Raw genomic sequence first — 26,381 nt, forward strand, 5'->3', positions numbered from 1 at the left:
CGCGTACCCCCGAGGAGGTGGTCGCCCGCGCCGCGCGGGCGACCGACCTGGCCGACCTCGACGCGGCGGTGAGCGACTGCTTCGCCTGCCCGCGGCTGGTCGACTGGCGGGAGGAGGTCGCCCGGACCCGCCGGGCGGCCTTCCGCGACCAGCGGTACTGGGGCCGACCGGTGCCCGGCTTCGGCGCGGCGGACGCGCGGATCGGCATCCTCGGTCTCGCGCCCGCCGCGCACGGCGGCAACCGCACCGGCCGGATCTTCACCGGCGACCGCTCCGGCGACGTGCTCTTCGCCGCGCTGCACCGCGCCGGGCTGGCCAACCAGCCGACCAGTGTCGCCGCCGACGACGGGCTCGCCCTGCGGGACACCCGGATCTTCGCCGCGGTGCGCTGCGCACCGCCGGACAACAAACCGACGCCGCAGGAGCGCGACACCTGCGCACCCTGGGTGCACCGCGAGGTCTCGCTGATCCGGCCCACGCTGCGGGTGGTGGTCGCGCTGGGCGCCTTCGCCTGGGCGGCGTGGTGGCCGACGCTGCGCCAGGTGTACGGACTCCGTCCGCCCAGCCCGCGACCGGTCTTCACCCATGGGGCACACTGGTCCGGCACGGCCGCACCGGATCTGCTCGGCTGCTACCACGTCAGCCAGCAGAACACCTTCACGGGACGGCTGACACCAGGAATGCTGGACGACGTGTTCGCCCGGGCGAAGCAGTTGGCCGGAGTGGACTGACCTGCGTGGGGTGGTGGCGATGACGGACGGAACGCGCCGGCCCACGCCGTACCCCCCGGCGGGCGACGGCGAGCCGGGGGTCGGCCTGGGCCTGGTGCGCCGCTGGTGGCCGGTGGGCGTGGTGGCTCTGCTGCTCGCCGTGGCCGCGTTCGCCGCGTCGCACTCGTCGATCGGGGCGAGCCGGATTCCGCCCGCCGCCGAGAACATTCCGTGGGTACCCGAATACCCGTCGGTGGAGCCGGAGCAGTCGATCCCGGCCGAGCCCCGCGACCTCGATCCGCCGCAGATCCCACAGTGGATGGTCACGGCCGCGCTCGTCCTGCTCGGGCTGGCCGTCCTCGGCGCGTTCGGCTACCTCACCTGGGTGTTGATCCGCGGTGCGCTGCGTCGTACCAGCCGGGCGTTGCCGAAGCAGCGGCACCGGCGCTCCGCAGCGGGCGCCACCCGCGACGTGGTGGCGGCCCTGGACGCCGGCCTCATCGACCTGGACGACCAGGACACCGATCCCCGGGTCGCGGTCATCGCCTGCTGGGTACGCCTGGAGCAGGCCGCCGCGGCGGCCGGCGTTCCTCGGCTGGCCGGCGACACCCCCACCGACCTGGTCACCCGGCTGCTGCGCGGTGACCCCTCGGCCGGGGTGCCGGCCATCGTCAGCGCTGACGTGCTGGCCGAGTTCGCGCATGTCTACCGGGAGGCCCGCTACGCCACCCGGCCGGTCGACGAGAGCACCCGCGACCAGGCGCGAGCCGCGCTGCGCCGGCTACGCGGCGAGTTGACCGCGACCACACCGGGTGAGGTGTCGTCGTGAGCAGCGGCGCCAGCATCGACGACCTGCTCAGCTTCGAGGAGGAACGCTCCCGGCCGGACGAGCGCGACCGCGGCGGCCGGGTCGGGCAGGTGCTGCGCACCCTCGCCGGCGTCGCGTCGGTGGTGGTCGTGCTCGTCGTCGGCCTGCGCGCGGTCGGCCTGCGGGTCTCGCTGCTGATCCTGATCGCCGGGGTGGTCGCGTTGTTCCTGGTGCGCCGGGTCGTCGCCGCGCTGGCGCCCACGCCGCCACCTCCGGCCGGCACCCGGGCGCCGGTGACCGCCGGCGACGACGGCACCTGGAACTGGAGCGCCCGGGACGCGCTGCAGACCGCGATCAACGGCTGGGAGGTGCCGCTGGACTGGTCGGCGACCCGGCCCGAGCGGTTCACCGGCGTGGTCCTGCCCCGGCTCGGCGAACTGGCCGACGAGCGACTTCGTCTCAAGCACGGGGTGACCCGCGATTCGGATCCGGCCCGCGCCCGCAGTCTGCTGGGCGAGCGGCTCTGGACGTTCCTGGAGACCCCGCCCCGCCGCACCCCGTCGCCGCGCGATCTCGCGGCGATCGTCGCCGAACTGGAGAAGATCTGATGAACGACGTGGACCGGAGCATGCCCGCCGCCGAGGTCGGCCAGCTGGCTCGGGCGGTGCTGGACGCCGTCGGCTCGGTCGTGGTCGGCAAGCGGGACGCCCTGGAGCTGGTCCTCGCCGGGATCCTGGCCGGCGGGCACGTCCTGCTGGAGGACCTGCCCGGCCTGGGCAAGACGCTCACCGCGCGTTCCTTCGCCCAGGCGCTCGGGCTGGACTTCCGCCGGCTCCAGTTCACCCCGGACCTGCTCCCCGCCGACGTGACCGGGTCCTTCCTCTACGACCAGCGCAGCGGCGACTTCGCGTTCCGGGCCGGCCCGGTCTTCACCAACCTGCTGCTCGCCGACGAGATCAACCGGACCCCACCGAAGACCCAGTCCGCCCTGCTCGAGGCGATGCAGGAGAAGCAGGTCTCGGTGGAGGGCGTCACCTACCGGCTCGACGAGCCGTTCCACGTGCTGGCCACCGCCAACCCGATCGAGTACGAGGGCACCTACCCGCTGCCCGAGGCGCAGCTCGACCGCTTCCTGCTCCGGGTCTCCTTCGGCTACCCCGAGCACGAGGAGGAGTGGGAGGTGCTGCGCCGACGGATGGCCCGCCGCCGCGAGGAAGCCGAGATCAAGCCGGTGGTGGACGCGGCCACCCTGCGGGCGATGCAGGCCGCGCTGGAGGACGTGGTGGTCGAGGACTCCGTCGGCCGGTACATCGTCTCGCTGACCGCGGCCACCCGGGAGCACCCGTCGGTCCTGGTCGGCGCCTCGCCGCGCGGCTCGCTGGCGCTGCTGCTGCTGTCCCGGGTGCGGGCCGTGTTCGCCGGTCGGGACTACGTGGTGCCGGAGGACGTCAAGGAGGTCGCCGCGCCGGCGCTGGCCCACCGGATCACGCTGCGCCCGGAGATGTGGCTGCGCCGGGTCGACCCGTCCTTCGTGGTCGGTGAGGTGCTCGAAGGCACCCCGGCCCCGGCCAGCGGCGCGCTGCCCAGCTACGCGGCCGGTCGGCCCGCGCGCTGATGACCGTGCCGAGCGTGCCGCAACAGCGAAGCGTGCCGGGGCAGGAGCCAGCTGCGGCAACCGGCTGGACGCCCACCCGGGCGCTCGGCCGCGCCGTGCTGCTCACCGGCCTGCTGCTGGTGGCCGCGGTGGTGCTCGGACGGATCGATCTGATCGTGCTGGCCGCCCCGTTCGCGCTCGGCACCGCGTACGCGCTGCGCCGTCGGCCGGCCGCGTTGCCGCAGGTGTGGGTCGAGGCCGACGACGGCCACCTGGTCGAGGGGGGTGAGCTGACCGGCGCGGTGACGGTCGGCAACCCGGACGTCGTCGACTACGAGCTGGTCGTGCTCCGGACGCGGGTCTCACCCTGGCTGCGGATCGAGCGGGTGGGCTTCGCCGGCGGCGGGGCGGCCGGCGGCGGCTCGGTGGCCGACCGGCCGTTCGTGACATCGGTACCGACCGCCTCGGCGATCGACCTGGAGCTCTCCGGTAGCGCGCTGCGCTGGGGGCGGCACCCGGTCGGTCCGGCCGGCGCCCGGGTCGCCACCGCCGGCGGGCTGCTGGTCTCCCGCGCGGTGATCACCGATCCGGTCCGGGTCCGGGTCTACCCGAAGACGGAGCCGTTCGAGGCGGTGGAGGCGATGCCCCGGGCCGCCGGCCTGGTCGGCGCGCACCACTCCCGCCGTCCCGGCGAGGGCGGCGAGCTGGCCGGCGTGCGGGTCTTCGCCCCCGGTGACCGGCTGCGCCGGATCGACTGGCGGGTCTCGCTGCGGGCCCGGCAGCTGCACGTGGCCGCCACCCTCTCCGACCGGGACGCCGAGGTGGTCGTGCTGCTCGACGTGCTCGCCGAGGCCGGTCGCTCGGGCGGCGTCTCCGGCGCCGCCTCGGTGCTGGACACCACCGTGCGGGCGGCAGCGGCGATCGCCGAGCACTACCTGCACCGGGGAGACCGGGTGTCGCTGCTCGAGTACGGGCCGGCGGCGCGCCGGCTGCGCCCGGGGGCCGGCCGCCGGCAGTACCTGACCGTCCTGGAGTGGCTGCTCGACGTGCGGGTCGAGGCGAGCCCGCACGAGCCGTACGACCAGGTCTTCGGCCCGCAGCTGCTCTCCGCCGACGCGCTGGTGGTGGTGCTGACTCCGCTGCTCGACGAGCGGTCGGCGCAGATGCTGGCCCGGCTGGCACGGTCCGGCCGGTTCGTGGTGGCGGTGGACACGCTCCCCGCCGACCTCGCGCCGCCGAAGGACCGGGGCTGGGCCGAGGTGGCCTACCGGCTGTGGCGGCTGGACCGGGACACGATGATCGCGCAGTTGCGCGAGCACGGCGTGCCGGTGGTCCGCTGGGCCGGTGCGGGCAGCCTGGACCAGGTGCTGCGGGACGTCGCCCGGCTCGCCACCGCCCCCCGGGTGGGTGGCCGGTGAGCGCCGTACGGGTCGATGGCCGGCCGGGTGACGGAGGCGAGCCGCGATGATCGACACCGTCACCGAACGGGTCCGTGCGCTGCGGTCGGCGGCGAGCCGGATCAGTCTGACGCCGCTGCTGATCCGGGCGGGCATCTACCTGACCGTGCTGGCCGGCTTCGTGCTGGCCTTCCCGGCGGAGGTGCTGGCCGGGCAGCAGCTCGGCGCGCTGGTGCTGGTGGCGCTGCTACCGGCGGTCGGCCCGCGCCGGGTCTGGCCGACCTTCGCGGCGCTGGTCACCGTGGGTGGGTGGCTGATCTCCACCGACGGTTACGGCCGGCCGGTCACGCTCTGGCGATTGCTGGCCCTGGCCGGGGTGCTCTACCTGGGGCACACACTCTGCGCACTGGCCGCGCTGCTGCCGTACGACGCGGTGGTCGACCCGGAGCTGATCACGCGGTGGCTGCTGCGGGCCGCCCTGGTGCTACTGGCCGCGTCGGTGCTCGGGGTGCTGCTGATGGGGTTCGGGGAGCTCGGTGGGAACGCCGGCTACCAGCTGGCCACGGTGGCCGGGCTGCTGGTGGCGGTAGGGGTGGCGGCGTTGCTCGGGTGGCTGCTGCGTCGCCGGTGAAAATTACGGTGACGCGGGGGTTGCGCAGGTCACAGCGGTTGTGCTCCGTCACAGAACGGGGGCGCGCGCGGGATTAGCTGAGCAACCCGGGGAAAGATAGATGACGTGAATCCGAAGCGGATCCTTGTGGTGGGTGCGGGACATGTCGGCCTCTATGCGGCCCTGCGCCTGTCTAAGAAGCTGAGCTCCCGTGAGGCTGAGGTCATCGTGGTCGACCCGCAGCCGCACATGACCTACCAGCCCTTCCTGCCGGAGGCCTCGGCGGGCAACATCTCCCCTCGGCACGCGGTGGTGCCGCTGCGGCGGGAGTTGCAGAGGTGCAAGGTGGTGGCCGGCACGGTGACGGGGATCGAGCACGACCGTAAGGTCGCCACGGTCCAGCCGATCTCCGGCCCGCCCCGGGAGATCGCCTACGACCACGTGATCGTCGCCCCGGGCTCGGTGTCCCGGACGCTGCCGATTCCCGGGCTGCACGAGCAGGGCATCGGGTTCAAGACCATCGGCGAGGCGATCTACCTCCGCAACCACGTGCTGGATCGGCTCGACGTGGCGGCTGTCACGCCGGACCCGGACGTCCGCCGTACCGCGCTGACCTTCGTCTTCGTCGGTGGGGGCTACGCCGGCATCGAGGCGCTCGCCGAGATGGAGGACATGGCCCGCGACGCCCTGCGCTACTACCCGGAGCTCAAGCCGGAGGAGATGCGCTGGGTGCTGGTCGAGGCCACCCAGCGGGTGCTGCCCGAGGTCGACCGGGACATGGGCGCGTACACGGTGCAGCAGCTGCTCAAGCGGAACATGGACATCCGGCTGGACACCCGGCTCGAGTCCTGCGTCGACGGGGTGGTCAAGCTCTCCGACGGCGACAGCTTCCGCGCCGACACCATCGTCTGGACGGCCGGCGTCAAGCCGTCGCCGCTGCTCGACATGACCGACTTCCCGCGCGACGAGCGGCGCCGGGTGACCTGCCTGCCGACCCTGCAGGTGGTCGACGGCGACCGGGTGGTCGAGGGCGCGTGGAGCGCGGGCGACTGCGCCGCCGTGCCGGACCTGACCGGCCCGCCCGGGGCGTACTGCTCGCCGAGCGCCCAGCACGCGGTGCGGCAGGCCGCCCGGATGGCGGACAACATCAAGGAGGTCATCCGGGGCCGGGAGCCGGTGGAGTACCGGCACAAGCACGTAGGCAGCGTGGCCAGCCTGGGCCTGCACAAGGGCGTGGCGCAGGTGTACGGGGTCAAGATGACCGGATGGCCGGCCTGGTTCATGCACCGGACGTACCACATGAGCCGGATCCCCTCCTTCAACCGGAAGGTCCGGGTGGTCGTCGACTGGTCCCTGGCCTTCTTCCTGAAGCGTGAGGTGGTCGCCCTCGGCCAGCTGCACGACCCGCGCGAGGAGTTCGCCGAGGCGTCCCAGCCGGTCGGCGCCCGCCGGGGCTGACCGCGACGTACCCGAAAAGGGCCCCTCCGCCGTCCGGTGGAGGGGCCCTTTCGCGTCGCGTGGGTGAAGTGGCGCGGGCCGCAGACCCGCGCTGGATGTGGTGGCGCGGGGCCTCGGACCCGCGCTGGACGTGGTGGCGCCGGGCCTCAGACCCGCCAGATCCAAGCGTCGGCGACCCGGGTCGACGGGCCGTAGAGCTGCTCCAGGGTCGCCCGCAGGCTCTCCGCGTGCGGGGCGCTGTCGGCGAGCGCCACGCAGGAGGCGCCCCAGAAGTCGGCATCCTGGGCGGCCTGCCGGCGCTGCTCGTCGCCGATCACCGGCTGGTCGCCGCGGCGCGCCACGTCGCTCAGCAGGGCGGAGGTGGGTTGCTGATACGTGCCCATGGCCGCGGTGCCATTTCGTCCGTACGGGCCGATGAAGAAGCCCTCGGGCGTGGCGAAGGCGGCGTCAGCGGCGGCGGCCCAGCGCATCGGCCAGGGCTCCTTCGGGGTGGGCAGCGGGACCGGCACCAGCACCCCGCCCGGGCGGACGCACTGCCGCCAGTGGCCGCCGGTGATGAACTCCGGCAACGCCGGGCGCTCGGCCGTCGGCAGCGGGGTGGGGAAGAGCGGCAGCAGCGCCGCGCCGACCGCCGCCGGGATCAGCCGCCGAGCCCGGCCGGTGCCGCGCAGCGCCCGGTCGACGGCCAGCACCAGCAGCGTTCCGGCCAGCGGCAGTACGGCGAGGGCGAACCGCATCGGCAGCGCGCCGTCCACCACGGGCAGGCCCGCCAGCAGGGCATACGGGCCGGGCACCCCGGTGCGGGCGCCGCCGAACACCACGGCCGGGCCGAGCGCGAGCCCGCCCATCACCAGCGCGGCGACGGTGCAGGCGACCGCCAGCCGGCGGCGGCCCAGCCAGAGCGCGCAGCCCGCGGTGACCAGCAGCAGGGGCCAGCCGAGGAAGGTGTTGTACTCGGCCGGGCCGGTGGTCAGCCGGGCCGCGTCGTCGCCGCCGGCCACCGACAGCGGGGAGATGGTCCACCAGCTGCGCAGGTCCGCCGAGAAGTAGTGCGGGCTGAACATGCCGTCGGCGACTCCCTGCGGGCCGGCGAACTGGAACCAGAGCGGGTAGCCGAGCACCAGCAGGGCCAGCCCGGCGGCGAGCGCCATCCCGCCGGCGAAGCCGGGCAGCGCTCGGCGGGCCAGTTCCCGGTCCACGGTGGCGTAGGTGACGGCCATGATCAGCAGGGTGAGCGCGGTGAGGAAGAGCACCTCCTCGCCGATGAAGACCTGGGCGGTGATCGCGGCGGCGAGGCCGACCGCCGAGCTGACCATGCGGCGCCGGTCCGGGCCGAGCACGACCGTGCTGCCGGCCGGATCCGCCGGATCCGCGGGCCCGATCCGCTCCGGGTCGGCGGCGCGCAGCAGCCGCACCACCAGCCAGACGATGACCGGGACCAGCCACTGCGCGGTCATGTGCAGGTGACTGTTGGTCTGCGAGATCATTCCCGGGCCGAAGCCGCAGAGGCCGGCGCCGAGCCCGGCGGCGAGCCGGCGGGCACGCAGCGTCCGGGTGAAGAGCAGGTACCAGGCGACCGCCGTGCCGGCCAGGTTCGCCGCCGCCAGCAGGGCGAAGGTGACCGGCGCGCCGAGCAGCAGGGTGACCGGGGCGAGGGCGATGCCGAGCGCGATGACCGTGGTGTTGGTCATCAAGTTCACCCCGTCCGGCGCGTTGAGCCGGTCGGTGAGCAGGCTGAAGTCGCCGAGCAGGGCCCGCGCGTCGACCGCGAGGAACCACTCGTAGAGGGTCTGGTCCGCCGCGTTGAGCGCCAGTGTCCGGGAGGCCGGGTCGGGCCACAGCCCGTGAGTGAGCCAGCCGGCCAGCAGGAGGAAGAAGAGCGCGACCGCGAGATCCGCGCGGTGCCGGCCGAGAGCGGCCAGCAGCCGGGCCGTCCGGGGCCGGCGGGCGGCCCGGTCGGCGAGGCGGAGAGCCTGCTCAGGGGCGGCGTCGGGGGCCGTGGGGGCTGCGCTGCTCACGGCTTCGACCCTAATGTGGCGACCGTATCGGGGTACGCCGGGTAGCCACAGACCGGTTACCGTGACACTGCACCGCGGCGTGTCGACGCACCGGTGCCGCCCGCCCGGGTGGTGGAACGGCAGACACGGCCGCCTTAAAAGCGGCTGCCGAAAGGCGTGCGGGTTCGACCCCCGCCCCGGGCACCGACACATTTCCACCTCTCTCCCCGCTCGACGATCTCCACGGATGGCCAGGGCAGTTACTCTTGTGTGTGCACGTTCACGTGCACACGACCCCCTGAGGGAGGCCAGACAGTGAAGACCTCGAACCCGGTGCTCGCCCGGCTCGGCCAGGCGGCCGAGCGGGAGCGCTCCGCCGGGTACGCCCCGGCCGGGCCCTACGGCGCGCCCGGCATTCCGCAGCAGTACCCGACCGAGGCCGGCTACCCGGCCGCGCCGCCGACGGTGGCGCCCATGTCCATCGACGACGTGGTGGTCAAGACCGTCACCCTGCTCGGCATCCTCGGCGTCTCCGCCGCGGCCGCGTGGGTGCTCGTCCCCGACGCGCTGGTCGGCGTCGCCTGGATCGGCGCCGCGGTGGTCGGCCTGGTCCTCGGCCTGATCATCTCGTTCTCCCGGATGGCGAACCCGGCGCTGGTCGTCACGTACGCCGTCATCGAGGGCGTCTTCGTCGGCATGGTCAGCAAGTTCTTCGAGTCGGCCTACGACGGAATCGTGATCCAGGCCGTGGCGGCCACCTTCGGCGTCTTCTTCCTGATGGCCATGCTCTACAAGGTGCGGGCCATCCGGGCGACCCCGGCGTTCGTCAAGGGCGTGACCGCCGCCATCGTCGGCCTCTTCGGCGTGATGCTGATCAACCTGGTGCTGTCGCTCTTCGGCATCAACACCGGCCTGCGCGACGGCAGCCCGCTGGCCATCGGGTTCAGCCTGGTGGTCATCGTGGTCGCGGCGCTGAGCTTCGTGCTCAGCTTCAAGGAGGTCGAGGACGGCGTCCGGATGGGCCTGCCGCAGCGCTACTCCTGGGTCGCCGCGTTCGGCATCCTGGTCAGCCTGGTCTGGCTCTACATCGAGATCCTGCGCCTGCTGAGCTACTTCCAGGGCGACGACTGACCCCGTCTGCTCCGCTGACCGCCGGCGCCCGTCCCCGCACCGTGGGGGCGGGCGCCGGCGTTTTCCCGACGCGGCCCGATCCACCGGGGCAGAGTGACTGCGAGGGGTAGGGCGGCGAGGGGGTGGCGGTGCGCAGTACCAACCCGGTGCTGAACCGGCTCGACGAGACCACCCGGCTGGAGAGCCGGGTGCTCGGCGTCGGGGCCGTCGAGGAGATGACCGTCGACGACGTGGTGGTCCGGACGGTCGGGCTGCTGCTGATCACCGGTGCGACCGCTCTACTGGCCTGGCTGTTCGTCCCGCAGGCGGTCTGGGTGCCGGCCGCGCTCGCCGGCAGCGCCCTGGCCGCGATCGCATTGGCGCTGGTCATCTCGCTGCGCGCGATCACCAACCCGGTCCCGATGGTGGCGTTCGCGGTGATCGAGGGGTTGCTGCTGGGCGTGGCGAGCCGCGCGTTCGAGCTGGTCTACCCGGGCATCGTGGCGCAGGCGGTGGCCGGCACCTTCGGCGTCTTCCTCGGCATGGCGCTGCTCTACCGGGCCCGGCTGATCCGGGCCACTCCCCGGCTGGCCCGGCTGGTCATCGGGACCCTGCTCGGCATCGTCGCAATCAGCGTGGTGAACCTGGTGGTCTACCTGGTGACCGGGCGGCAGGGGTTGGAGATCTACAGCCTCACCGGCGAGGTGGGCGGCCTGGCGTACGTGATCGCGGTGGTGGCCATCATCGCGGGCGCGTTCAGCTTCATCCTCGACTTCGACCTGATCGAGCGGTCGGTGCGCGCCGGCCGGCCACGGCGGTACGCCTGGCTCTGCGCCTTCGGGCTGCTCACCGGCCTGGTCTTCCTCTACTGGCAGCTGCTGCGGCTGCTCAGCTACCTGCGCCGGTGAACCGCTCACCCCGGTGAACCGGTGACCTCCGGTCCGTACACTCTTCCGCGATGAGCGCAGCAGAACTGGACCGTGCGGTGCAGCTCCTGGTCGGCCAGGTCGGGCACTGGGAGCAACCACGCTGGGCGGCTGCCGCCGCCGGCGGGAACGCGGCCCGCGCCGACCTGGTGCACCGGCTGGTGCAGGAGATCGCCAACCTGGCGGCCGACGCCGAGGGGGAGCCGCGCCGCACCGTGCCCCGGTTGGCGAACGACCTGGCCCTGCCCGACCAACTCCGGGTGGTCGCCGCGGATCTGATCGCCGCTGACCCGGAGCCCGCGGCGCTGGCCCGGGCCGCCGCCGAGGTGACGGCGACCCGAACCGCGCTCTGATCGGGGCGGGACGGCTCAGCTGAGCCGTTCGAGCACCATCGCCATGCCCTGGCCGCCGCCGACGCACATGGTCTCCAGACCGATGGTCCCGTCGTGCCACTCCAGGGCGTTGAGCAGGGTGCCGGTGATCCGGGCGCCGGTCATGCCGAACGGGTGACCGACGGCGATCGCCCCGCCCATCACGTTCAGCTTCTCCAGCGGGATGTCCAGCTGCCGGTACGACGGGATCACCTGGGCGGCGAACGCCTCGTTGATCTCGACCAGGTCGACGTCGTCGATGGTCATCCCGGCCCGCTTGAGCGCCTGCCGGGACGCCTCCACCGGGCCGAGGCCCATGATCTCCGGGGAGAGCGCGGTGACGCCGGTGGAGACGATCCGGGCCAGCGGGGTGATGCCGAGGTCCCGGGCGCGCTGGGCGCTCATCACCACGACCGCGGCGGCCCCGTCGTTGAGCGGGCAACAGTTGCCGGCGGTGATCCGCCCGTCGGGCCGGAACACCGGCTTCAGGCCGGCCACGCCCGCCAGGGTGACCCCCGGGCGCGGGCCGTCGTCGGTGCTGACCACCGTGCCGTCCGGGGTGGTCACCGGGGTGATCTCGCGGGCCCAGAAGCCGTCCGCGATCGCCTTCTCGGCGAGGTTCTGGCTGCGTACGCCGAACTCGTCCATGTCGGCGCGGGTCACGTCGTGGACCTGGGCCAGGTTCTCCGCGGTCTGACCCATGGTCAGGTAGATGTCCGGCAGCTCGCCGGACTCGCGCGGGTCGGACCAGACCTCGGCGCCACCCTGGGCGCGAGCCTTCGACCGCTCGCGCGCCGCGCCGAAGCGCGGGTTCTCCCAGCCGCCGCCGACCAGCGCCTGGGCCTGCGGGGGCAGGCCGTCGGAGTTGCCGCGGGCGTAGCGGGAGACGGTTTCGACGCCGGCGGAGATGAAGACGTCACCCTCGCCGGCCCGGATCGCGTGCATCGCCATCCGGGTGGTCTGCAACGAGGAGGCGCAGTAGCGGGTGAGGGTGGCGCCCGGCAGGGTGTCCAGGCCCATCAGCGTGGCGACCACCCGGGCCATGTTGAAGCCCTGCTCGCCGCCGGGCAGGCCGCAGCCGAGGTAGAGGTCGTCGATCTCGCCTGGGTCGAGCTGGGGGAGCTTGTCGAGGGCGGCCTGGACGATGGTCGCGGCGAGGTCGTCCGGTCGGACGTCGCGCAGGGACCCCTTCTGGGCCCGGCCGATGGGGGAGCGGGCGGTGGCGACGATGACGGCGTCGCGGGACGACTCAGTCGACATGGGCCAACGTTAACCCGCCGGTAACTTGGCGCGGAAGCCGCGCGGGCGGCGGGAAATGTCACCCCGCCGCCGCCTCCCTCGGCGGGGTCAGTGCCGGGACGCGACCGCCGCGGCGGCCGCGACCGCGGGCAGCAGCGCGTGCGCCCAGACCCGGTAGCCGTCGGCGGAGGGGTGGTAACCGTCGTGGCAGAGGGTGTTGGCGTCGGCGCGGAACACCGGCCCGGTCTCGGTGCCCAGGTCGACCACCGAGCCGCCGGCGTCGAGCACGGCGGCCGTCTGGGCGCGGGCGATCCGCCGCCCGGACCAGCCGACCAGTTGGCGCAGCGGCGGGGCGATCGCGCGGACCGCGCCGAGATCCGGGCAGGTGCCGACGACGACCTCCACCCGCGCCTCGCGGAGCCGGTGCACGGCCGCGCCCAGGTAGGCCGACACGTCGGACGGGCGGCGCAGCCCGGTGGCGTCGTTCGCACCGATCAGGATCAGCGCCACGTCGGGACGCTCACCGAGCAGAGCGCGGGCCACCTGGGTGGCGAGGTCGGTCGTGCGGGAGCCGGAGACCCCGACGCAGGAGAGGTGCACCAGCCGGCCGGTGGGCCCCTCGCTCAGCAGGTTGGCCAGCTGACCGCCGATGGTGTCGTCGAGCCGGTCGACCCCGACGCCCAGGGCGGACGAGTCGCCGAGCAGGACCAGCCGCAGCGGCGGCGCGCCGGCCCGGCCGACCGTGGCCCGCAGCGCGAGCCCCAGCTCCGGCTGGGCGTAGCGCCGGTGTCGGGCGATGAACGCCTCCCCGGCGAGGACCGCGGCACCGCCCACGGTGCCGGCGATCAGGGAGAGCATCGCCGCCCGACCGAGCCGGCCGGCGAGCCTCGTGGCGATGTCCTGCTCGGTCATGCCAGTCCCTCCACTGTGGGTGAGTCGGTGGCCGGGCCGGACTGCGGCACGGTGCCGACGCCGAAGAACGCCCGCCGGCGCAGCTGCGCCCATCGGCCGGCCGGGCCGCGGTCACGCCCCCGGACCTGGGTGGCGCTGACCTCCGTGCCGGCGTGCCGGGCCGCCTCCTGCGCCGCCTCCGGCAGCGACCGTACGCCCTGACCGGGGGTCGGCGCTCGCCGCTCCGCCCCGGCGTCGAGCGCGGAGAGCACCGTGGGCAGCAGCGCCGCGGCGGCCATCGCGTAGCCCTCGGCGGAGGGGTGGAAACGGTCCCAGGCGAACATCCGGGCCGGCTCCGCCGCGAACCGTGGGCCGAGCAGGTCGCCGAGGGAGACCGTCCAGCCGCCGGCCTCGACCACGGCCACCGTCTGCGCGGCGGCGAGCTGTCGGCTCCAGCGCCGGGCCAGCCAGCGCAACGGCGGCTGGATGGGTTGGATCGCTCCCAGGTCAGGGCAGGTGCCGACGACCACCTCGCAGCCGGCGTCGCGCAGCGTGCGGACCACCTCGACCAGATAGCGGACGGCGAGCGCGTGCGGGGTGCGGTTGGTGATGTCGTTGCCGCCGATGAGGATCACCGCGACGTCCGGCCGGCACTCCAGGGCCGCCTCGACCTGGTGGCGCAGCACGGCGGAGATCGCTCCGACCACGGCGAAGCGGTGCAGCCGCACCGGACGCTGGGTGCGGCGGGAAAGGCCGGTGGCGAGCAGCGCGCCGGGCGTCTCCCGGCGGCGGTGCACCCCGTAGCCGGCCGCCGAGGAGTCGCCGAGCACCACCATCGTGAGCGGCTCACCGGGGAACTTCGCGCCGTAGACCCCGTCGCAGCGAGGTGGCGGCGCCTCGGCCATCGGGATCGTGCGGCGGGCGCGACGGGCCTGGCCGATCAGCACCCCGGCGCTCGCCACCGTGGCCGCCGCGGTGGCACCCGTGCCGATCGCCGCCAGGCGGGCGATCCGCCGGGCGCGCCGCCAGCGCGGACCAACGGGTACGACGGAACCAGCCACCCCCATACCGCGACAGTATCGCGCCGGCCCGACACGGCGCTGTCGTCGTAGCGGCAGACGGGTGGCTGGCGGACCGTCGTTCTGGGTACGTCTCTCCCGGGTGACTCCGGCGCGGGCCGACCGGTCCGGCGGGCTTGCGTCAGGACGCCACGCTGTCCCCGGAGAGGAGCACGATGATGGGGAAGACACTGAAGCGGAGCGCGGCCTTCACGGCCCTGGCCCGGGCCCTGGCCGCCGGGGCCCGTGGCGGCCCGTCGCTGGGCAGCCGGCTGGCGGCACTGCCCCGGATGATCCGGGCGACGACACGCGGCGAGTACGACGGCGGCCTCCGGCTGGCCCTGATGACCGCGGCGACGGCGTACATCGTCTCGCCGATCGACCTGCTCCCGGAGATCCCGTTGGCGATCTTCGGGCTGGCCGACGACGCGGTCATGATCACCTGGCTGGCCGGCAGCGTGCTGGCCGAGACCGAGCGCTTCCTGGAGTGGGAGGCGCGTCGCGACTCCGTCATCCCCGGGCGTGTGGTGCCCTGACGGGCCGTACCCTGGGCGCTGGGAACCCCCGAACCACCTGCCCGGCCGCCGTCGCCGGCGCCGAGAGAAGGACACATCGAGGTGCAGTACTACGACAACGTCGTCGACCTGATCGGCAACACCCCCCTGGTGCGGCTGCGCAACGTCACGGCCGGCATCCAGGCCACCGTGCTGGCGAAGGTGGAATACCTGAACCCGGGCGGTTCGGTGAAGGACCGGATCGCGTTGCGCATGGTGGAGGACGCCGAGAAGGCCGGCATCCTGCGCCCGGGCGGCACCATCGTCGAGCCGACCAGCGGCAACACCGGTGTCGGGCTGGCCCTGGTGGCCCAGCTCAAGGGCTACAAGTGCGTCTTCGTCTGCCCCGACAAGGTCAGCCAGGACAAGCAGGACGTGCTGCGGGCGTACGGCGCCGAGGTGGTGGTCTGCCCCACGGCGGTCGCCCCGGAGGACCCGCGCTCCTACTACAACGTCTCCGACCGGCTGGCCCGGGAGATCCCCGGCGCCTGGAAGCCGGACCAGTACAGCCACCCGGCCAACCCGCGCTCGCACTACGAGAGCACCGGTCCGGAGCTGTGGAAGCAGACCGAGGGCGAGATCACCCACTTCGTCGCCGGCGTGGGCACCGGCGGCACCATCTCGGGCATCGGCCGCTACCTGAAGGAGGCCTCCGACGGGCGGGTGCGGATCATCGGCGCCGACCCGGAGGGCTCGGTCTACTCCGGCGGCACCGGCCGGCCCTACCTGGTCGAGGGCGTCGGCGAGGACTTCTGGCCGCAGACGTACGACCGGGGGGTCGCCGACGAGATCGTCGAGGTCTCCGACAAGGCCTCGTTCGAGATGACCCGGCGGCTGGCCCGCGAGGAGGGGCTGCTGGTCGGCGGCTCCTGCGGGATGGCCGTGGTGGCCGCGCTGGAGGTGGCCCGCAAGGCCGGCCCGGACGACGTGGTCGTGGTGCTGCTGCCGGACGGCGGCCGGGGCTACCTCTCCAAGATCTTCAACGACGCGTGGATGGCCCGGTACGGCTTCCTGGACAACTCCGGCGCCGAGCCGACCGTGGCGGACGCCCTGGCGAGCAAGCCGGGCGCCCTGCCCGAGCTGGTGCACGTGCACCCGACCGAGACGGTCCGCGACGCGATCGACTACATGCGCGAGTACGGCGTCTCCCAGCTGCCGGTGCTCAAGGCCGAGCCGCCGGTGGTCACCGGCGAGGTGGCCGGGTCGATCGCCGAGAAGGACCTGCTGGACGCGCTCTTCACCGGCCAGGCGCACCTGCACGACACGATCGAGCGGCACATGGGCGCGCCACTGCCGATGATCGGCGGCGGGCAGCCGGTGAGCGAGGCGGTCGGCCTGCTGGAGAAGTCCGACGCCGCGCTGGTGCTGGTCGACGGCAAGCCCAAGGGCGTGCTCACCCGGCAGGACCTGCTCGCCCACCTCGGCGCGCACTGACCCGACGACGACACGACGGCGCCCTCCCGGCTGGGAGGGCGCCGTCGTGCCGTGGTGACGGACGGGCGCCGGACCGCGCGCGACACGCCGACGCGCGGGTCACCCGTCAGCGGGCGAGTTCGGTGGGGACGGCCACCACGTCGACCAAGGCGCCCTTGCGCAGCACCGTCACCGGGAGCCGGGCGCCGATGGCCGGGCCGAGCATGAGCCGTTGCAGGCCCTGACCGTCGCGGACCGGACGGTCGCCGGCGGAGAGGATCACGTCGCCCAGGTAGATCCCGGCCAACCCGGCCGGGCTGCCCGGAACGACCTCCACCACCCGCAGGCCGCGCCGCTGGCCGGTCCGTGCGGTCACCTCGGGCGGGAGCGGCACCGGCACGCCGGCCACCCCCAGCCACGCCCGGCGGACCCGGCCGTGGGCGGTGAGGTCGGCGATGATCTGCCGGGTGGTGGCGTTGATCGGCACCGCCAACCCGAGCCCGTACCCGGCGACCGCCGTGTTCACCCCGATCACCCGGCCGGCCGAGTCGGCCAGCGCCCCGCCGGAGTTGCCCGGGTTCAGCGCCGCGTCGGTCTGGATCACGTCCTCGATGAGCCGGGTGACCCGGCCGTCCCGGGCCGGCAGCGAGCGGCCCAGCCCGGAGACCACGCCCGCGGTCACCGAGCCGGCCAGCCCCATCGGGTTGCCCACGGCGACCACCAGCTGGCCGATCCGCAGCCCGTCGGCGTCGCCCAGCTCGACCGGCGGCACGGTGGTCTCCTCGACCCGCAGCACGGCGAGGTCCGACAACGGATCGGCGCCGACCACCCGGAACCGGGTCTCGGTGCCGTCGGCGAAGGCGGCCGACCCGTCCTGCGCGCCCTGCACCACGTGCGCGCTGGTCAACAGCAGGCCGTCGGTGCCCACGGTGACCGCGGAACCGGCGCCGGCCCCGCGCGCGGTCCGCACCGACAGGGCGGCCACGCTGGGCAGCACCCGGGCCGCCACGCCGGTGACCACCTGGGAGTACGCGTCCAGAGCGGCGGCCTCGGTCGGCTCCGGCGCGGTGTGCTCGGTGTCCATGACCCGAGCAACGCGGCCGGATCGACGGGCATGCCCGGATCAGCTCAGAGCGAACGGCCGGTCACCGCGGGCGGTGGTCACCGCGTTCTGGCGGGTCACAGTGGGCGGGCGTAGCGCAGCTGGGTGGTGACCGCGGGGCCGATCAGGTCCTCCCGCTTCGCGCCGGTCGGCGTCCACCCGCCGCGTTCGTAGAACCGGCGGGCGGAATCGTTCTGCGCGAGCACCCAGAGCACCGCCCGGCGCCAGCCCCGGCTCCGCATGGTGTCCAGCGCGTCGATCATCAGTTCCCGGCCCACGCCGCGTCCCCGCTCGGCGGGGTCGAGGTGGATGGCGTTGAGCAGGCCGGTCGCCGGGTCGCCCTCGTCGTCCGGGCCGACGTAGCTGAAGCCGACCAGCGTGCCGTCGCGTTCGGCGACGGTCATCAGGTGGTCGTCCCGCTCCCAGACCCACCGTTCGGCCCAGTAGCGCCCCATCGCCTCCGGCGTCGGCTCGGCGAGCGCCTCGGGCGGCAGGAAGGACGAGTAGGTGGCGACCCGGGAGTGCTGATGCAGCGCGCCGACCGCCAGAAGGTCGTCGGCCGTGGCCCGGCGAAGGATGACGGTCACCGGGGCGAGGTTACCCGGCGCGGCGGCACCTGCACGGTGGTCAGGTCCTCGGCGACCACCAGCTCGCCGTCGAAGTGCGCGCGGGCCTCGTCGTGGAACCGGAGCGGGTCCGAATACCGCTGGGAGAAGTGGGTGAGAACCAGCCGGCGTACCCCCGACTCGGCCGCCACCCGGGCGGCCTGCGCCGCGGTGAGGTGGCCGACCTCGGCGGCGAGCGCGGCCTCCGATTCGAGGAAGGTCGACTCGATCACCAGCAGGTCCGCGTGTTCGGCCAGGGCGTAGACGCCGTCGCAGAGGCCGGTGTCCATCACGAAGGCGAACCGCTGACCCGGCCGGGGGAGGCTCACCTCGTCGCGGGTGATCCGACGCCCGTCCAGGTCGAGGTGGCCGACCCGGATCAGCTCGCCGACGGCCGGCCCGGCGATCCCGTACGCGGCCAGCTTCTCCGGCAGCATCCGGCAGCCGTCCGGCTCGACCAGCCGGTAGCCGTACGTCTCGATGGGGTGCCGTAGCCGGCGGGCCTCCAGCGTGCCGCCGCCTAGCGCGATCCGCTGCCCGTCCGCCTCGATCGGCTCGACGCGCAACTCGGCGGTCTCGTAGAAGGAGGTGGCGTGCCGGAGTCGGGCGAAGTACTCGGCGCCGCCGGCCGGGAAGTGCACCGCGACCGGGTGCGGCACCCGGTCCAGGGAGAGGCGCTGGATGGTGCCGGGCAGGCCTAGGCAGTGGTCACCGTGGAAGTGGGTGACGCAGATCCGGGTCAGGTCGGTCGCCGTGACCGTGGTGTGCAGCAGCTGCCGCTGGCTGCCCTCGCCCGGGTCGAAGAGGATCACCTCGTCGTCCCAGCGGAGCACGTACCCGTTGTGGTTGCGCTGGCGGGTCGGCGCCTGACTGGCCGTCCCGAGCACCACCAACTCGCGCATCGACACGGTGAACTCCTGTGGCTGAGCTGACCGGCGCGGCTCTGCCGGCAGATAAAGCGACCCCCGGGGCGTCCGCGCTTGCGCGCGGGCCGGCTGGACTGGGCCGGCGCCCCGGGGGTCGGGTGGCTGTCGTGGTTTCGCCGCACCGCTGCCACACGGTCTCGACGATGGTGCAGTGCCCGCCTCGCGACGGACGTGATCACTGTCGAGGACAGCGGCTAGCGGACAGCCACCTCACGAGTCCGATTGCTATACAAGTCTGGACCACCTCCTTTCGCGTGTACCGCCACGCTATCGACTCCCCGCGCGGCTCGGCAACGGATTTCGATCACAGGGGGAAACGGGAATGCCCGGCCGCCTCGTCGGCGGCCGGGCATCGGGATCGCCCAGATGGGGGCGGGTCAGCCGGCGGTACGGGCCACGCCCACCGGGCAGCTCAGCCCGTTCGGGCCGTGGTTGCAGTACCCGTTGGGGTTCTTCGTCGGCGCCAGATACTGCTGGTGGTAGTCCTCGGCCAGGTAGTAGCTGCCGAGCCGGTCGATCTCCGTGGTGATCTCGCCCTTACCGGCGCGGGCCACGATCGGTGCGAACGCGTCGCGGGAGGCGATCGCGGTGGCCAACTGCTCGTCGGTGCTGGCGTAGATCGCCGACCGGTACTGGGTGCCCACGTCGTTGCCCTGGCGCATGCCCTGGGTCGGGTCGTGGTTCTCCCAGAAGACCTTCAGCAGATCCTCGTAGCTGATCTTGGAGGGGTCGTAGACGACCTGAACCGCCTCGGTGTGCCCGGTCCGCCCCGAGCAGACCTCCTCGTACGTCGGATTCGGCGTGTAGCCGCCCGCGTAGCCGGCGGAGGTGGTGATCACTCCGGGCAGGGTCCAGAACAGTCGCTCGGCACCCCAGAAGCACCCCATGCCGAAGACGGCGATCTGGCTGCCCTCGGGGAACGGGCCCTTCAGCGGGGTGCCCAGCACCTCGTGCCGGTCGGCGACCGGCATCGAGATCGGGCGGCCCGACAGGGCCTGGTCGGGAGAAATCATCTCGGCCTTCATTCGGCGCAGGAACACGGTGGGACTCCTCTCGTACCTCTCCCAGCGTGTAACACCGGCGGGTCCCTCACCCTTACCCGCTGCACCCCGAGTCAGGCAGCCACGAGGGGTGGGAGAGATCTTGGACGGTTCGTACCGAAATCTCCTGCCGGTCAGAGCACGGCGCCAATGCGGTCCGCGTACTCCTGCGCCTCGGCGTCGTCGGTGTAGCGGGTGCGTGGCCAGAAGAAGCCGCGCAGCCCGTCGCCCTTGGTCCGGGGTACGACGTGGGTGTGCAGGTGCGGGACGGACTGGGACACCTTGTTGTTCATCGCCACGAACGTCCCACCGGCTCCCAGGCCGGACTCCACCGCCACCGCCACCCGCTGGACCAGACCGAAGTAGCCGGCCAGGCCCTCCCCCGGCAGCTCGGCCAGCGTCACCAGGTGGGTACGCGGCACCACCAGCACATGGCCCCGGAAGACCGGCCGGGTGTCCAGGAAACCCACCCCGTCCGGGACGTCGACGACCCGGAACGCGGGCACCTCACCCGCGACGATCCCGCAGAACACGCACCCGGCCACCGACCCAGGCTAGTGCCGTCGCCGCTGAACCGCCCGCCCCGCCCGCGTGATCATCATCGTTCGTCCAGGTAGCTTTCCCACTCGCTCTCGGCGATTCCGGCCGGGCCGGTTTCGCCGGTCGCCAGGCGGACCCTGATGTCGGACTCCCACCGTCTCGCCCAGCTTCGCAGCTCCGTGACTTCGGAGTCGCTGAGGCCGTAGGACCGGAATGTGCGTCCGTCCCGCTCATCGACGGCGCCAAGCCGATCGGCCAGCTCCTCCAATGAGAAGCCGGCGGTGTGACGAGCGCCGAGCCGTTCCAGCTCGGCCCACTCGAGCCGGCCGTTCGCGGCGTGGATGTCAATGAAGTCACGATGAGCGGCCCGGTCGTGCAGGGCGCGTACCTTCAGCCCGACCGCGTCCTCGAACGCGAGGACCGGACCAATGCTCAACCGGGCTGGCGGCCCAAGTGCTTCCTTGAGCAGATCCACCTCGCACGAGCCTGTCGCGTCAGACACCACCATTCGGGCCATCCGAGGAGTGACCTCGATGATCTGGGTGACGAAACCGGCGCCCGAGAAGGCGGCGGAGAGCCGGTTCACCACCGCCGAAAGTGGTAGCGCGGTAGCGGTGGCGAAGTCGATGTCCTGCGAAGGCCGGTCGAGCAACTCGTGCGCACACATGGCGTACCCGCCAGCCAGCACCAGACCGAGATCGTCACCAGCCTCGAAGCCGATCTCAAGTAGTTGGCGGTGCAGGGCGTCCATCAGGCAGTCGCGAGGTCGGGCAGCAGCCGTTCCCAGAGGGAGATCACCCGTCGGGCGGTCAGCCGCCGGATGCGCGGCCAGTCCTGTCGCAGCAACCCGGCGTTGACGTAACGAATGACGTCATCGCGCTGCCCGCAGTCGAGCAGGAGGCAGTAGAGGGTCAATCGCTGCCGTGGGTCGGTGACGTCGAAGTCGTTCGGCCCGGACCAGGCCAATCGGACGGGAAGCTCCACGCGGCCGGTTTCCGGCCCGGCCAGCAGTTCGAGCGAGGCCGGGATGCGGTCTGCCGCGCCGATCAGGCGGGAGGGCAGGGCGGCGGTCGAGGTCACGAAGCCAGTATCACCGACCGGTACGACACGGCGCTGACGTGACCCGCGCCGGGTTGCGCCCGATGCGTACGGGTGGCGGACTAACGTCACGGGAATGAGTCACGGCTTCGAGACGCTCGCCATCCACGCCGGTCAGGACCCTGAGGCCCGCACCGGCGCGGTGATCACACCTATCTTCCAGACCAGCACGTACGCACAGGACGCCGTCGGGGCGCCGCGCCTCGGCTACGAGTACAGCCGCTCCGGCAACCCGACCCGGGACGCGCTCCAGGAGTGCCTGGCCGCGCTGGAGGGCGGGCCGGTCGGGCTGGCCTTCGCCAGCGGACTGGCCGCCGAGGACACGCTGCTGCGGACCGTCTGCAAGCCGGGTGACCACGTGGTCATCCCGGACGACGCGTACGGCGGCACCTACCGGCTCTTCGCCCGCGTCGTGGAGCGGTGGGGCCTGGACTTCACCCCGGCGAAGGTCTCTGACCCCGACGCGATCCGCGCCGCCGTGCAGCCCGGCCGGACGAAGATCGTCTGGGTGGAGACGCCGACCAACCCGCTGCTCGGCATCGCCGACATCGCCGCGCTGGCGACCATCGCGCACGACGCGGGCGCCCTGCTGGTGGTCGACAACACCTTCGCCTCGCCGTACCTGCAGCAGCCGATCGCGCACGGCGCCGACGTGGTGGTGCACTCCACCACCAAGTACATCGGCGGGCACTCCGACGTGGTCGGTGGCGCGCTGATCGCCGCCGACGCCGGGCTCGGCGAGGAGCTGCGCTATCACCAGAACGCGATGGGCGCGATCAACGGGCCGTTCGACGCCTGGCTCACCCTGCGCGGCATCAAGACCCTGGGCGTACGGATGGACCGGCACTGCGACAACGCGGAGCGGCTCGCCGCCTACCTCGACGGGCACGCCAAGGTGTCCCAGGTGATCTACCCGGGGCTGCCCTCGCACCCCGGCCACGAGGTGGCCGCGAAGCAGATGCGCCGGTTCGGCGGCATGATCTCCTTCCGGGCGGCCGGGGGCGAGGAGCACGCGGTCGAGATCTGCAACCGGGCCAAGCTCTTCGTACTCGCCGAGTCGCTCGGTGGGGTGGAATCGCTGATCGAGCACCCGGGCCGGATGACACACGCAAGTGCTGCCGGCTCGCCGCTTGAAGTTCCCGGCGATCTCGTGCGACTGTCTGTCGGCATCGAGACGGTCGAGGACCTGCTCGCTGATCTGGAGCAGGCGCTGGGCTGACCGCTGGCTGGGGAGGGTGGCCGTGCAGGACATCATGCCGACCTGGGTGGGGGCGACCGCGAAGCAGATCGCTCGCGGCGTACGGCGGGGCGACGTCTCCGCCACCCAGGTGGTGGCCGACCACCTCGACCACATCTCCCGGGCCGACGCCGAGCTCGCCGCGTTCCGGGCGGTCCGCGGCGGGGAGGCGATCACCGAGGCGGAGAAGGTCGACGAGCAGGAGGACCTCGCCAACCTTCCGCTGGCCGGGGTGCCGGTGGCGGTCAAGGAGAACACCCCCGTCGCCGGCCTGCCCACCTGGAACGGCTCGGCGGCGGTGCGTACCGGAGTCGCCGAGGCCGACCACGAGGTGGTCCGCCGGCTGCGCGGCGCCGGTGCGGTGATCCTCGGGGTTACCCGGATGCCGGAGCTCGGCCTCTGGGCGCTCACCGACGACGACACCGGGGTGACCCGGAATCCGTGGGACACCGGGCGTACGCCGGGCGGCTCGTCCGGCGGCGCCGCGGCCGCGGTGGCCGCCGGGCTGGTGCCGATCGCGCACGGCAACGACGGCCTCGGCTCGATCCGCATCCCGGCGGCCTGCTGCGGTCTGGTCGGGCTCAAGCCCGGTCGGGGCGTGATCCCGTGCCAGCTCGGCGCGGACGACTGGTTCGGCCTCACCGAGCACGGCATGTTGACCACCACGGTCGCCGACGCCGCGGTGGGCTTCTCGGTGCTGGCGGGGCGGCGTACGGAGAAGCTGGTGCCGCCGCAGCGGCTGCGGGTCGGCGTCTCGCTCCGCTCGCCGGTGCGCGGCGTCTCGCCGGACGCGCCCAACCGGGACGCGGTCGCCACCGCCGGCCGGTTGCTCGCCGCCGCCGGTCACGACACCGTGCCGGCGAATCCGGTCTACCCGACCCGGCTCGGCCTTCAGGGCATCGCCACCTGGTTCGCCGCGGCGGCCGCGGACGTCCGGGCCTCCGGGATCCAGCGCCGCGACCTGCAACCGCGCAGCCGCCGGCACGTCGCGCTCGGCGAATGGGCGCAACGGCGCGGGTACGTCCGGGAGGCCGACCGGGCCGCCTGGCGGGAGCGGTCCATCGGCTTCTTCACCGACCACTCGATCGACCTGCTGCTCACCCCTGCGTTGGCCGGTCCGCCGCCGGAGGCCGCCGTCTGGTCCGGCCGGTCCTGGCGGGCCAACATGGCGGCCAACATCCGGTACGCCCCGTTCGCCGCGCCGTGGAACATCGCCGGTCTGCCGTCGATCGTGGTACCGGTCGGACGCCGCCCGGACGGACTGCCGGTGGCCGTGCAGCTCGTCGGGCCACCCGGCTCGGAGCTGCTGCTGCTCGGGGTGGCCGGTCAGTTCGAGATGGCCGCCCCGTGGTCCCGGCACGCCCCCGGCTATCCGCGGGTCGGCACGGGGTCGCCGGCCGTCGCATGATCGTCTAGCGTGTGCGCGCGCACCCCCACGCGCCGCACCCTGGATGGTCACCATGCTGTGCCAGACCTGTGGGGACGCCACGTCCCCGAGCTTCAACGAGTGTCAGACCTGCCGGACGCCGATCGGCCAGCCGGCCGTGACGCAGGGGCTTCCGACCTACGGGGTGCGTGGCATCGGCTTGGCCGCCTCGATCGCGGTCGGCGTGACCACGCTGTTCTTCCTGCTGGCGGAGCTCTTTCCGATCTACGGGCGGGTGCTCGTCCAGCAGGCCGCGGACGACCGGGATGCCGACAAGCTGCTCGGCGCGGTGCTCGTCGAGCTGGCGCTGACCGTGCCCTTCCTGCTGGCCTACGTGACCGCGGCGGTGCTGGTCGTCATCTGGACGTGGCGGGCGCGCAAGAACACCGACGTCTTCCCGGGCGCGCTGCCCTCGATGGGCGCCGGCTGGGCGATCGCCGGGTGGCTGGTGCCCTTCGTCAACTTCGTGGTGCCGGCCCGGGTGGTGGCCAACATCGCCCGGGACAGCCTCCGGCGCGGCACCGGTGGACTGGTCGCGCTCTGGTGGATCGCCTGGCTGGTCTTCAGCGTCGGGGAGCGGGTGGTCGACATGAAGGACGAGGTGGCGGCCGTCCGGTTGCCGGAGTCGCCCTCCACCGACGCCGACTTCCAGGCGTACGTCGACCACTACCAGCAGATGGTCGGCCGGCACCTGGTGCCCGCGCTGGCCTGCCTGGTCGCCGCGGTCGCGTTCATCGTGCTGGTCCAGCGGATCTCGGCCGCCCAGCAGGACCGCATCGCCCGCGCCACCCCCGCCTGGTCGATCGTCCCAGGGATGCAACTGCCGCCGGGCACGCCCGGGATGCCCGCCCATCCGCAGCCGGTGACGGCGCCGTCGCCGCAGGTGCAGGCCGGTGCGACGCCGGTGTCCCCGCCGGCCCCGCCGGGATCGGATGGCACGATCGGGGCATGAACGAACTGGTCGGTCTCGCCGACGTACAGGCCGCGCGGGAACTGCTCGCCGGCGTTACCCGGACCACCCCGCTGGAGCCCTCCCGGCCACTCAGCGCGGTGCTCGGCGGGCCCACCTGGCTCAAGTGCGAGAACGTCCAGCGCGCCGGCTCGTACAAGGTGCGTGGCGCGTACGTGCGGATCTCCCGGCTGTCGGCGGAGGAGCGGGCCCGGGGCGTGGTGGCGGCGAGCGCCGGCAACCACGCCCAGGGGGTGGCCCTCGCCGCCGGCCTGGTCGGTACGCACGCCACGGTCTTCATGCCGGTGGGTGCGCCGCTGCCGAAGGTGGCCGCCACCAAGGGGTACGGCGCGCAGATCGAACTGGTCGGTGCCACGGTCGACGAGTCGCTGGTCGCGGCGCAGACCTTCGCCGAGCGGACCGGGGCGGTGCTGATCCACCCGTTCGACCACCCGGATGTGATCGCCGGGCAGGGCACGGTGGCCCTGGAGATCCTCGAACAGTGCCCGGACGTGAGGACGATCGTCACCGGGGTGGGCGGCGGTGGGCTGGTCTCCGGGATCGCGGTGGCCGCCAAGGCGCTGCGCCCGGACGTCCGGGTGATCGGGGTGCAGGCGGCCGGCGCGGCGGCGTACCCGCCCTCGCTGCTCGCCGGCGAGCCGGTCCGGCTGCCGGCGTTCAGCACCATCGCCGACGGCATCGCGGTCGGTCGGCCCGGCGATCTCACCTTCAGCCACGTGCGCAAGCTGGTGGACGAGGTGGTGACCGTGTCGGAGGAGGACATCTCCCGGGCGCTGCTGATGCTGCTGGAGCGGAGCAAGCAGGTGGTGGAGCCGGCCGGGGCGGTCGGCGTCGCCGCGCTGCTGGCCGGGTCGGTGCAGGTGGAGACCCCGGTGGTGGCGGTGCTCTCCGGCGGGAACATCGACCCGCTGCTGTTGCTGCGGGTGATCGAGCACGGGCTCGCCGCCGCCGGCCGTTACCTGCGGCTCACGGTGCGCTGCTCGGACCGCCCGGGCCAGCTCGCCTCGCTGCTCGGCGAGATCGCCGAGCACCGGGCGAACGTGGTGGACGTGGAGCACCAGCGGGCCAACCCGCACCTGCACCTCGGCGAGGTGGAGGTGGCGCTGTCGGTGGAGACCCGGGGCGTGCAGCACTCGGACACGCTGATCAGCGCCCTGCGGGCGAGCGGCTACCAGGTGGTCTTCGCGGGCGAGGGGGGGGGGGGGGGGGGGGGGCCCGCCGCCCCCGGGGGGGGGGGGGGGGGGGGGGGGGGGGCCCCCCCCCCCGCCCGGCCCGGCCACGGGCGGGACGGGTGCCCCGGG

Annotated in this window: 26 protein-coding genes, 1 tRNA gene and 1 pseudogene; 17 read left to right on the plus strand and 11 right to left on the minus strand. The window is 73.5% G+C overall.

Features of this window, described 5'->3' with window-relative positions; translation table 11 throughout:
• Nucleotides 1–17: 17 nt before the first annotated feature.
• The 7 genes from ACIBBA_RS06415 to ACIBBA_RS06445 all read left to right on the plus strand — a co-directional run bounded on the left by ACIBBA_RS06415 (nucleotide 18) and on the right by ACIBBA_RS06445 (nucleotide 6,577).
• The gene (locus tag ACIBBA_RS06415) at nucleotides 18–731 is read left to right on the plus strand and encodes a uracil-DNA glycosylase (protein WP_357049148.1); all 714 of its coding nucleotides are present in this window, start codon (nucleotides 18–20) and stop codon (nucleotides 729–731) included.
• A gap of 19 nt (nucleotides 732–750) precedes the next feature.
• On the plus strand, nucleotides 751–1,539 hold the full coding sequence (locus ACIBBA_RS06420) for a DUF4129 domain-containing protein (protein ID WP_396694371.1): 789 nt from the start codon (nucleotides 751–753) through the stop codon (nucleotides 1,537–1,539).
• Nucleotides 1,536–2,126: a hypothetical protein gene (locus tag ACIBBA_RS06425; protein WP_396694373.1), complete on the plus strand. Its 591-nt coding sequence runs from the start codon at nucleotides 1,536–1,538 to the stop codon at nucleotides 2,124–2,126. Before ACIBBA_RS06420 ends, ACIBBA_RS06425 begins: the two co-directional genes overlap by 4 nt.
• The gene (locus tag ACIBBA_RS06430) at nucleotides 2,126–3,133 is read left to right on the plus strand and encodes a MoxR family ATPase (RefSeq protein ID WP_350867256.1); all 1,008 of its coding nucleotides are present in this window, start codon (nucleotides 2,126–2,128) and stop codon (nucleotides 3,131–3,133) included. The genes ACIBBA_RS06425 and ACIBBA_RS06430 overlap by 1 nt, the downstream gene beginning before the upstream one ends.
• Nucleotides 3,133–4,530: a DUF58 domain-containing protein gene (locus ACIBBA_RS06435; RefSeq protein WP_396694375.1), complete on the plus strand. Its 1,398-nt coding sequence runs from the start codon at nucleotides 3,133–3,135 to the stop codon at nucleotides 4,528–4,530. The genes ACIBBA_RS06430 and ACIBBA_RS06435 overlap by 1 nt, the downstream gene beginning before the upstream one ends.
• A gap of 49 nt (nucleotides 4,531–4,579) precedes the next feature.
• Nucleotides 4,580–5,140, plus strand: a complete 561-nt coding sequence (locus ACIBBA_RS06440; RefSeq protein WP_396695170.1) for a hypothetical protein — start codon at nucleotides 4,580–4,582, stop codon at nucleotides 5,138–5,140.
• 105 nt (nucleotides 5,141–5,245) lie between these two features.
• Nucleotides 5,246–6,577, plus strand: coding sequence for an NAD(P)/FAD-dependent oxidoreductase (locus ACIBBA_RS06445; protein ID WP_396694377.1), 1,332 nt, complete (start codon nucleotides 5,246–5,248; stop codon nucleotides 6,575–6,577).
• A 146-nt stretch (nucleotides 6,578–6,723) separates the two neighbouring features.
• Here ACIBBA_RS06445 and ACIBBA_RS06450 read toward each other — a convergent pair whose 3' ends face one another.
• Nucleotides 6,724–8,595: a hypothetical protein gene (locus tag ACIBBA_RS06450; RefSeq protein ID WP_396694379.1), complete on the minus strand. Its 1,872-nt coding sequence runs from the start codon at nucleotides 8,593–8,595 to the stop codon at nucleotides 6,724–6,726.
• A 102-nt stretch (nucleotides 8,596–8,697) separates the two neighbouring features.
• Between ACIBBA_RS06450 and ACIBBA_RS06455 the strand changes: the two genes are divergently transcribed.
• The 4 genes from ACIBBA_RS06455 to ACIBBA_RS06470 all read left to right on the plus strand — a co-directional run bounded on the left by ACIBBA_RS06455 (nucleotide 8,698) and on the right by ACIBBA_RS06470 (nucleotide 10,963).
• Nucleotides 8,698–8,778: transfer RNA gene (locus ACIBBA_RS06455), tRNA-Leu, on the plus strand.
• Between the two features lie 111 nt (nucleotides 8,779–8,889).
• The gene (locus tag ACIBBA_RS06460; protein ID WP_396694381.1) at nucleotides 8,890–9,705 is read left to right on the plus strand and encodes a Bax inhibitor-1/YccA family protein; all 816 of its coding nucleotides are present in this window, start codon (nucleotides 8,890–8,892) and stop codon (nucleotides 9,703–9,705) included.
• 128 nt (nucleotides 9,706–9,833) lie between these two features.
• Complete coding sequence (locus ACIBBA_RS06465; protein WP_396694383.1) at nucleotides 9,834–10,592, plus strand: Bax inhibitor-1/YccA family protein; 759 nt, start codon at nucleotides 9,834–9,836, stop codon at nucleotides 10,590–10,592.
• Nucleotides 10,593–10,642: 50 nt separating this feature from the next.
• On the plus strand, nucleotides 10,643–10,963 hold the full coding sequence (locus ACIBBA_RS06470) for a hypothetical protein (protein WP_396694385.1): 321 nt from the start codon (nucleotides 10,643–10,645) through the stop codon (nucleotides 10,961–10,963).
• Nucleotides 10,964–10,978: 15 nt separating this feature from the next.
• On the opposite strand, the gene ACIBBA_RS06475 is transcribed toward ACIBBA_RS06470, so the two are convergent.
• The 3 genes and pseudogenes from ACIBBA_RS06475 to ACIBBA_RS06485 all read right to left on the minus strand — a co-directional run.
• Complete coding sequence (locus ACIBBA_RS06475) at nucleotides 10,979–12,241, minus strand: acetyl-CoA C-acetyltransferase (RefSeq protein ID WP_396694387.1); 1,263 nt, start codon at nucleotides 12,239–12,241, stop codon at nucleotides 10,979–10,981.
• A gap of 87 nt (nucleotides 12,242–12,328) precedes the next feature.
• Nucleotides 12,329–13,132: an SGNH/GDSL hydrolase family protein gene (locus ACIBBA_RS06480; RefSeq protein WP_350867240.1), complete on the minus strand. Its 804-nt coding sequence runs from the start codon at nucleotides 13,130–13,132 to the stop codon at nucleotides 12,329–12,331.
• Nucleotides 13,121–14,178, minus strand: a pseudogene (locus tag ACIBBA_RS06485) (SGNH/GDSL hydrolase family protein); the annotation flags it as partial. The pseudogene ACIBBA_RS06485 and the gene ACIBBA_RS06480, both read right to left, overlap by 12 nt.
• A gap of 170 nt (nucleotides 14,179–14,348) precedes the next feature.
• On the opposite strand from ACIBBA_RS06485, the gene ACIBBA_RS06490 reads away from it, so the two are divergent.
• Together ACIBBA_RS06490 and ACIBBA_RS06495 are read left to right on the plus strand one after the other, a co-directional pair.
• Complete coding sequence (locus ACIBBA_RS06490; protein WP_396694389.1) at nucleotides 14,349–14,705, plus strand: YkvA family protein; 357 nt, start codon at nucleotides 14,349–14,351, stop codon at nucleotides 14,703–14,705.
• A gap of 81 nt (nucleotides 14,706–14,786) precedes the next feature.
• Nucleotides 14,787–16,157 carry a cystathionine beta-synthase gene (locus tag ACIBBA_RS06495; protein WP_357048680.1) on the plus strand — a complete coding sequence of 457 codons (1,371 nt, stop codon included), beginning with the start codon at nucleotides 14,787–14,789 and terminating at the stop codon, nucleotides 16,155–16,157.
• A gap of 106 nt (nucleotides 16,158–16,263) precedes the next feature.
• Here the strand turns inward: ACIBBA_RS06495 and ACIBBA_RS06500 are convergent, their stop codons facing one another.
• The 7 genes from ACIBBA_RS06500 to ACIBBA_RS06530 form a co-directional block, all read right to left on the minus strand.
• Nucleotides 16,264–17,220, minus strand: a complete 957-nt coding sequence (locus ACIBBA_RS06500; RefSeq protein WP_350867233.1) for a trypsin-like peptidase domain-containing protein — start codon at nucleotides 17,218–17,220, stop codon at nucleotides 16,264–16,266.
• 95 nt (nucleotides 17,221–17,315) lie between these two features.
• A complete protein-coding gene (locus ACIBBA_RS06505) occupies nucleotides 17,316–17,825 on the minus strand; it encodes a GNAT family N-acetyltransferase (RefSeq protein WP_396694392.1) in 510 nt (169 codons plus the stop codon).
• Entirely contained in the window at nucleotides 17,822–18,751 is a 930-nt protein-coding gene (locus ACIBBA_RS06510) for a ribonuclease Z (RefSeq protein ID WP_396694394.1), read from the minus strand. Before ACIBBA_RS06510 ends, ACIBBA_RS06505 begins: the two co-directional genes overlap by 4 nt.
• Nucleotides 18,752–19,146: 395 nt before the next feature.
• The gene (msrA, locus tag ACIBBA_RS06515; protein ID WP_396694396.1) at nucleotides 19,147–19,809 is read right to left on the minus strand and encodes a peptide-methionine (S)-S-oxide reductase MsrA; all 663 of its coding nucleotides are present in this window, start codon (nucleotides 19,807–19,809) and stop codon (nucleotides 19,147–19,149) included.
• A 134-nt stretch (nucleotides 19,810–19,943) separates the two neighbouring features.
• Nucleotides 19,944–20,354 (minus strand): HIT family protein, encoded by a 411-nt coding sequence (locus ACIBBA_RS06520; protein WP_396694398.1) that lies wholly within the window; start codon nucleotides 20,352–20,354, stop codon nucleotides 19,944–19,946.
• Nucleotides 20,355–20,407: 53 nt separating this feature from the next.
• Complete coding sequence (locus ACIBBA_RS06525; protein WP_396694400.1) at nucleotides 20,408–21,100, minus strand: nucleotidyl transferase AbiEii/AbiGii toxin family protein; 693 nt, start codon at nucleotides 21,098–21,100, stop codon at nucleotides 20,408–20,410.
• Nucleotides 21,100–21,429 (minus strand): hypothetical protein, encoded by a 330-nt coding sequence (locus tag ACIBBA_RS06530; RefSeq protein WP_396694402.1) that lies wholly within the window; start codon nucleotides 21,427–21,429, stop codon nucleotides 21,100–21,102. The genes ACIBBA_RS06525 and ACIBBA_RS06530 overlap by 1 nt, the downstream gene beginning before the upstream one ends.
• Nucleotides 21,430–21,523: 94 nt before the next feature.
• Here ACIBBA_RS06530 and ACIBBA_RS06535 point away from each other — a divergent pair, with 94 nt between their 5' ends.
• The 4 genes from ACIBBA_RS06535 to ilvA form a co-directional block, all read left to right on the plus strand.
• On the plus strand, nucleotides 21,524–22,666 hold the full coding sequence (locus tag ACIBBA_RS06535) for a cystathionine gamma-synthase (RefSeq protein ID WP_350867219.1): 1,143 nt from the start codon (nucleotides 21,524–21,526) through the stop codon (nucleotides 22,664–22,666).
• A 16-nt stretch (nucleotides 22,667–22,682) separates the two neighbouring features.
• A complete protein-coding gene (locus ACIBBA_RS06540; RefSeq protein WP_396694404.1) occupies nucleotides 22,683–24,092 on the plus strand; it encodes an amidase in 1,410 nt (469 codons plus the stop codon).
• A gap of 136 nt (nucleotides 24,093–24,228) precedes the next feature.
• The gene (locus ACIBBA_RS06545; RefSeq protein WP_396694406.1) at nucleotides 24,229–25,062 is read left to right on the plus strand and encodes a DUF4328 domain-containing protein; all 834 of its coding nucleotides are present in this window, start codon (nucleotides 24,229–24,231) and stop codon (nucleotides 25,060–25,062) included.
• The coding region (gene ilvA, locus ACIBBA_RS06550; protein WP_396694408.1) for a threonine ammonia-lyase at nucleotides 25,059–26,381 on the plus strand (1,323 nt) is incomplete at its 3' end. The genes ACIBBA_RS06545 and ilvA, both read left to right, overlap by 4 nt.

The sequence above is a fragment of the Micromonospora sp. NPDC051006 genome (assembly GCF_044456245.1).
In the GTDB taxonomy this organism is placed as follows: domain Bacteria; phylum Actinomycetota; class Actinomycetes; order Mycobacteriales; family Micromonosporaceae; genus Micromonospora.

What these genes read in the sequence shown, in the direction of transcription:
- ACIBBA_RS06470 (WP_396694385.1), top strand. Translation starts at nt 10,643, where the DNA reads ATGAGCGCAGCAGAACTGGACCGTGCGGTGCAGCTCCTGGTCGGCCAG.
- ACIBBA_RS06435 (WP_396694375.1), top strand. Translation starts at nt 3,133, where the DNA reads ATGACCGTGCCGAGCGTGCCGCAACAGCGAAGCGTGCCGGGGCAGGAG.
- ACIBBA_RS06475 (WP_396694387.1), bottom strand. Translation starts at nt 12,241, where the DNA reads ATGTCGACTGAGTCGTCCCGCGACGCCGTCATCGTCGCCACCGCCCGC.
- ACIBBA_RS06535 (WP_350867219.1), top strand. Translation starts at nt 21,524, where the DNA reads ATGAGTCACGGCTTCGAGACGCTCGCCATCCACGCCGGTCAGGACCCT.
- ACIBBA_RS06420 (WP_396694371.1), top strand. Translation starts at nt 751, where the DNA reads ATGACGGACGGAACGCGCCGGCCCACGCCGTACCCCCCGGCGGGCGAC.
- ACIBBA_RS06430 (WP_350867256.1), top strand. Translation starts at nt 2,126, where the DNA reads ATGAACGACGTGGACCGGAGCATGCCCGCCGCCGAGGTCGGCCAGCTG.
- ACIBBA_RS06500 (WP_350867233.1), bottom strand. Translation starts at nt 17,220, where the DNA reads ATGGACACCGAGCACACCGCGCCGGAGCCGACCGAGGCCGCCGCTCTG.
- ACIBBA_RS06525 (WP_396694400.1), bottom strand. Translation starts at nt 21,100, where the DNA reads ATGGACGCCCTGCACCGCCAACTACTTGAGATCGGCTTCGAGGCTGGT.
- ACIBBA_RS06480 (WP_350867240.1), bottom strand. Translation starts at nt 13,132, where the DNA reads ATGACCGAGCAGGACATCGCCACGAGGCTCGCCGGCCGGCTCGGTCGG.
- ACIBBA_RS06490 (WP_396694389.1), top strand. Translation starts at nt 14,349, where the DNA reads ATGGGGAAGACACTGAAGCGGAGCGCGGCCTTCACGGCCCTGGCCCGG.